Source organism: Mesorhizobium sp. M8A.F.Ca.ET.021.01.1.1, from assembly GCF_003998025.1.
In the GTDB taxonomy this organism is placed as follows: domain Bacteria; phylum Pseudomonadota; class Alphaproteobacteria; order Rhizobiales; family Rhizobiaceae; genus Mesorhizobium.
Genome location: NZ_RZSJ01000432.1, coordinates 1 through 5,448, shown reverse-complemented (window position 1 = coordinate 5,448; position 5,448 = coordinate 1). Strand labels below are relative to the sequence as shown.

Here is a 5,448-nt window from a genome sequence, read left to right as displayed (position 1 = left end):
ACCTATTGTCTCGACCGCATCTACGAGGGCGGCGAGGCGCTGTGCGTCCACAATGCGGCGACCGGCCGCGAGGCGGATATTCCGCACGTGATCGCCAAGACGGAAGGGCCCAAGCGTAAAGTCGTGGTCGTCGGCGCAGGGGCAGGCGGACTGGAGGTGGCGCGGGTCGCGGCCGAGCGCGGCCATGAAGTAACGATCCTGGAAGCATCATCACAAGCGGGTGGCCAGGTCCGTCTGGCGACCCAGAACCCGCGCCGCAAGGAATTGATCGGTATCATCGACTGGCGTCTGGCCGAACTCGACCGGCTCGGCGTCGAGATCCGCTACGACACATGGGCAGAGAAGGACGACGTCCTGGCCCTGGCCCCTGACGTGGTGGTCGTCGCCACCGGCGGACTGCCGCAGAACCCGCCGCTGGCCTCCGGTGACAATCTCGTCACGTCGAGCTGGGACATCATGGCCGGCAGCATCAAGCCGGCCGAGAATGTTCTTCTCTTTGACGACAATGGCGGCCATCAGGGCATGGGCGCGGCCGAACTGATTGCCAACAGCGGCTCGAAGCTGGAACTGGTTTCGCCGGAGCGGTTCTTCGCCCCCGAAATGGGCGGCATGAACCACGTTCCGTACATGCGGGCCTTCCAGGAAAAGGGCGTCACCATCACCATCAACACGCGCCTGCGCTCGGTGCGGCGCGAGGGCAATCAATTGGTCGCTGAACTCGCTTCGGACTTTGCCGATGGCTGGCACGGCGAACGCAGGGTCGACCAGGTTGTGGTCGAACACGGCACGCTGCCGCTCGACGATCTGTATCTGTCGCTGAAGCCGTTGTCGAAGAACACTGGGGCGGTCGACTACGAACGTCTGGTCAATGGAGGCGACGTTTTTCCCCAACGCAACCCCGAAGGGGGCTTCGTGCTGTTGCGCATCGGCGACGCGGTTGCCTCCCGCAACATCCACGCCGCCATCTATGACGGGATCAGGTTCGGGATCAGGATTTGATTACGATCAGGTGGCGCGCAACGGCCTTTGCAAGGAGAGCCACCTGCCGCTCTGGTCCGTTGCGCGCCGCGCATGATCGGCTTTCACCGGCCGTGCGATTCTAAAACAATTTGGCGGTCGCCATGCAAAGTACGGTGATGACCAGCAGTCCGCCGGCGATGCGTTCGCCCCTGGTCATTTTCGCGCGCAGCTCCGTTTGGGTCGCTGCATCGGCGCCAGCGAGCTGCCTGCTGGCGGAGCCCACAAGCGCGCCTTGCACACCGGCGGCGATTAGCGCCGTCAAAATGCCGAGCGCCAGTACCTTCTCCATCGAGCCGAAAGCACCCTCATGAAAGAAATACCAGAGCAGCAATCCGGTCAGAAAAGCCAAACCGGCCGCGCCCATTTGCGGCCGGAAGAACCGCTCTGCCCGGATGTCCGGATCGCGGGCAACCGCAATGGTCGTGCCAGCCCAGAATACGCCGGCCATGACGTGCAGGCCGATGACGACGATATAAACATATTGCATGACTGCATTCCTCTCATTCGCCCGCCGCCTGCGCGCCGCAACCATGCCGCGATGCCATCAATAAGACAAAGTTAGATATCTAACGGTTAGATGTCAATCATGAAGCCGAGTTTCACGTTCCCACTGCTTGCTCTACTGTCAGATCATGACACCGTTTGAACGCCCGCCGGTTGGTATGAACCTTGGCCGTACCGCCAAGCTTGTCGCACAGGCTTTCGACGCCGCCTTGGTTGAAGCAGGCGGCACATTGCCGGTCTGGCTCACGCTGCTGTCGGTCAAGTCGAGCGAGCTCGCCAATCAACGCGAACTTGCCGGCATGATCGGCATCCAGGGTGCGACGCTGACCCATCATCTCAATGCGATGGAGGCGCAGGGCCTGCTGACGCGGCGGCGCGATCCCCTCAACCGCCGGGTTCATCTGGTCCGGTTGACGGAGGCGGGAGAAGCGCTGTTCGAAACGTTGCGGCAAGCAGCACTTGTCTTCGACAAGCGGCTTCGCACAGGACTACCCGACGAACGTCTCGCGGAGTTTGCGCGGGTGCTGGCCGTATTGCGGGAGAATGTGGAGAGCTAGGAGTGCCGACCTGATGGCTTAGTTATCATAGCTCGGGATTGTTCCAAACGCATAGTGGCGCAGTTTCAGTGCGGTGATCAGCTTGGTCAGTTGCGTCTTGCCGTCAAAGCCGTCCTGGAACATCTGGTCATGCATCAAAAGGATCAGCTTGCCGGGCTTGGCAAAGTGGCCGTAGCCGAACAAATGATCGATCTCGCTGACCAGATGATCGACGCTCTGGACCGGCTCGCCGCTGTCCTTGTGCACCCACTCGTGGTCCCATCCATAGAGATAAAAGCCGGACGCTGCGACGAACTCATAGTCGGGGTCTTCGCGCCCGGCTTGCGCTTGCCCAAGCGAATTGTCGTTCTTCGACATCGAAGGCAGCCGGACCACGTCGCGCCCCGGCAGGCGGGCGTGCACCGCGGGCTTCAGGCCCAGAACGGCATTGGCCATGAGCATGTCGGCAACCACGCCTTCCGTATCGCCATAGAAATGCCGGTAGTGATTGTAGGCGTGACTGTAGCTGTGGTTGCCGATCGTCACCAGCGGCATCGCCTTGGCGCGCCGCACCAACGTCTTGTTGGACGCACTGGCCTCGGCATGCATGCCGACCATGAACAGCGTTGCCGGAACCTGCGCCGCCTCCAAGACGTCGAGGATGTTGCTTGTGCCGTTCAGAGGACCGTCGTCGAAGGTGAGGTAGATGGTGCGATCCGCGCCATGGGCCGGCAACGCCGACATCAACATGGCTGCCAGGGCAAGCCGAAAGAATGTCATGGGCCACTACCCGTTTGCGATCAGGACAGGCCGCCATTTCATCGGCTGGTAGTCAAGCCAGGCCCGGCTCCGCCTACGCCAGGCTTCCCTGCAATACCGTCAGCCTGGCCTTCTTCGGCATGCGGGCGGTCAGCCATTCCAGCGCCTTGTCATGCGGCATCGGGAAGGCGATGGAATAGCCTTGCACCTGGTCGCAGCCGATCGCCATCAGCGAGTCGAGCTCCGCCTCGGTTTCGGCGCCCTCGGCGACGATGGAGATGCCCAAACCCCGTGCAAGTTCGGTGATGGCGCGCACGATCTTTGAGTTGTCGCCATTTTCGTGGATGTTCTGGACGAAGCGGCGGTCGATCTTGAGCCGGTCGATCTCGTTGGGATTGACGTGGCTGAGCGACGCATAGCCGGTGCCGAAATCGTCGAGTTCCAGATGGACGCCGGCCGCCCGGATGTGCCGCAGCTTGGCCGCGATGCCTGTCTTCTCGTCGTCGAGGATGACGGATTCGACGATTTCCAGCGACAGTTTCTGCGGCGGCAGCCCGGCTCTCTCCAGCGTGTCGAACAGAAACGCATCGAAATCGTGCTCACGCAACTCGGTGCCCGAGACGTTGACGGCAAGCCGGCCGAAGGCAATGCCGGCACGGTTCCATTCGGCGGCTTCGTTGATCGCCTTGCTGATCACGATGCGGCCGATCTCCGGCATGAAGCCGCATTTCTCCGCGACCGGGATGAATTCGCCCGGCGAGATCATGCCGCGCTCGGGATGGTTCCAGCGCACGAGGGCCTCTATGCCGCTGATGGTGCCGTCGGTTAGCGAAACCTGTGGCTGGAAATAGACCTGGAACGCTCTTTCGGAAATGGCGACCTTGATGTCGTGTTCGAGCTGCTTGCGGTAGTCGAGTTCCCTTCGCAGTTCCTCGGAGAAGAACGAGAAGTTGCCGCCACCCATCTTCTTGGCGGAATAAAGCGCCAGATCGGCGTGGACCAGCAGGTCTTGCGCATTGTCGGCGTCGATTGGATAGACGGCGATGCCGCCGCTGGCGCCCGGAAGAATGGTGGTGCCCTGGAACACGATCGGCTCGTTGATGTGCACCAGTATGCGCCGTGCCAGCATGTTGATGTCCTCGGTGCTGCCGGCTCCGTTGAGGATCATCACGAATTCGTCGCCACCAAGCCGCGCGCACAGATCCGACGCCCGGCAGGAATCGCGCATGCGCTGTGCCGTCACCACCAGGACATAGTCACCGGCGGCGTGGCCTAGCGTATCGTTGATCTGCTTGAAGCGGTCGAGGTCGAGCTGGACCACGGCTAGGCGCTCGCGCCGGCGATGCGCGCCTTTGATCAGCGTCTCGAAATGGTCGGTCAGGAAGGTGCGGTTGTGCAGGCCCGTCAGGCCGTCATGCACCGCGATGAAGGCCATCGAATTGCGAGCGTCGACCAATTCACGCGTTTTGCGCAGGATCGCGTTGGACATCGGCCTGAAGATGAACAGCGCCACCAGCAGGATGACGCCGAGCGTGGCATAGAACAGCGTGCGGTGGAGAGTGAGCAACTTTTCGGAGCGCTCGTCGGCGTCGGCACTGATGCGCTGGCCGAGCGCGGCATAGCCCGACAGCGTGGCATTGGCGACAGAGGCATCGAGGTTGACGCGTTCGGCGCCGCCCTTGTAGCCGCCATTGTCGCCAAGGTTGAGCTGCGATTCCAGTGCAGAGATCAGACGATCGCCGTTGGCGATCAGGCCAACCGAGAAATAGTCGAGATGGAAGGGTTTGGCGAAAAGCACGCTCTCGATCGACTTCGGATCGAGCTTGGCAGGCGATTGCGGATCCGCGCCTGTCTGCTTGAGCAGCAGATCGTAGTTCGTCTCGAACTCCGCCGTGGCCTGCTTCAGCGCGCTGACCAGCGCCGGCTGCTTGTCGCGCGAGGCGACGCCTGTCGCGCTGGCAAGGAAGACGATGCGCTGCGACAACGTCTTCTGCATGCCGACGATGTCGAGCAAGGTGTTGTTGTGCTGCTGCGTGGCCATCGTCTGCTGCAGCAAAACGAAGGAGGCTGCCACCATGGCGGCAATGATGAGCAGCGCCAGCCAGTAGCCAGCCTTGATCAGCAGTATGAGCTTGCCTGAAACGGTTTGCACCGGCTGCTGAGACATGTTCGGGGGCGGCCCTCTCGCCAACGGATTTCTGTATGAGCACCATTGAACTGCAAACGTTAACAGGACCGGAAGTCGACGGCTGGCCGGCAAGGGGGAGGCGCGGAAAGATCGCGAAATGGTTATCGGGTTCTTTCGCGGCCGGCCCGCATTTGAGCATTCGTCAATCCATGCGTGCCGGATGGTCGCTTGGGCAATGTCCATCGCGTCCCCCTGATGCTGCCCGGCCACCTGATCCGGTCGCTTTTGCGATGGATTTTTTGCGCGGGCCGGACGACAGTCTGCCCACGTCAAACGAGGCCTGATCATGACCGCAGCATTTCTCTCCCATATCGACAGTGAGCTTGCAGGGCTGAAATCCGCCGGCCTCTACAAGTCCGAGCGGGTGATTTCCTCGATGCAGTCGGCCGAAATCGAGGTGGGCGGCGAGAAAGTGCTGAATTTCTGCGCCAACAACTATCT

6 protein-coding genes and 1 pseudogene are annotated in these 5,448 nt (G+C 61.6%); 4 read left to right on the top strand and 3 right to left on the bottom strand.

Features of this window, described 5'->3' with window-relative positions:
* Positions 1-999: FAD/NAD(P)-binding oxidoreductase (locus tag EOA36_RS26150; RefSeq protein ID WP_148669438.1), on the top strand; the 999-nt coding region annotated here is incomplete at its 5' end.
* A gap of 100 nt (positions 1,000-1,099) precedes the next feature.
* Here the strand turns inward: EOA36_RS26150 and EOA36_RS26145 are convergent.
* Complete coding sequence (locus tag EOA36_RS26145; protein ID WP_127280021.1) at positions 1,100-1,507, bottom strand: hypothetical protein; 408 nt, start codon at positions 1,505-1,507, stop codon at positions 1,100-1,102.
* 127 nt (positions 1,508-1,634) lie between these two features.
* On the opposite strand from EOA36_RS26145, the gene EOA36_RS26140 reads away from it, so the two are divergent.
* Positions 1,635-2,081 carry a MarR family winged helix-turn-helix transcriptional regulator gene (locus EOA36_RS26140; protein ID WP_245464470.1) on the top strand — a complete coding sequence of 149 codons (447 nt, stop codon included), beginning with the start codon at positions 1,635-1,637 and terminating at the stop codon, positions 2,079-2,081.
* Between the two features lie 18 nt (positions 2,082-2,099).
* Here the strand turns inward: EOA36_RS26140 and EOA36_RS26135 are convergent, their stop codons facing one another.
* Entirely contained in the window at positions 2,100-2,840 is a 741-nt protein-coding gene (locus EOA36_RS26135; protein WP_127280019.1) for a polysaccharide deacetylase family protein, read from the bottom strand.
* A 73-nt stretch (positions 2,841-2,913) separates the two neighbouring features.
* Positions 2,914-4,986: an EAL domain-containing protein gene (locus tag EOA36_RS26130; RefSeq protein ID WP_127280018.1), complete on the bottom strand. Its 2,073-nt coding sequence runs from the start codon at positions 4,984-4,986 to the stop codon at positions 2,914-2,916.
* Positions 4,987-5,021: 35 nt separating this feature from the next.
* On the opposite strand from EOA36_RS26130, the gene EOA36_RS26125 reads away from it, so the two are divergent.
* Complete coding sequence (locus EOA36_RS26125) at positions 5,022-5,291, top strand: hypothetical protein (protein WP_127280017.1); 270 nt, start codon at positions 5,022-5,024, stop codon at positions 5,289-5,291.
* A gap of 2 nt (positions 5,292-5,293) precedes the next feature.
* Positions 5,294-5,448 (top strand): annotated as a pseudogene (locus EOA36_RS38445) (glycine C-acetyltransferase); the annotation flags it as partial.

Excerpts from the sequence above, each read along its gene's own strand:
- EOA36_RS26145 (WP_127280021.1), bottom strand. The coding sequence starts at position 1,507 with ATGCAATATGTTTATATCGTCGTCATCGGCCTGCACGTCATGGCCGGC.
- EOA36_RS26135 (WP_127280019.1), bottom strand. The coding sequence starts at position 2,840 with ATGACATTCTTTCGGCTTGCCCTGGCAGCCATGTTGATGTCGGCGTTG.
- EOA36_RS26130 (WP_127280018.1), bottom strand. The coding sequence starts at position 4,986 with ATGTCTCAGCAGCCGGTGCAAACCGTTTCAGGCAAGCTCATACTGCTG.
- EOA36_RS26125 (WP_127280017.1), top strand. The coding sequence starts at position 5,022 with ATGAGCACCATTGAACTGCAAACGTTAACAGGACCGGAAGTCGACGGC.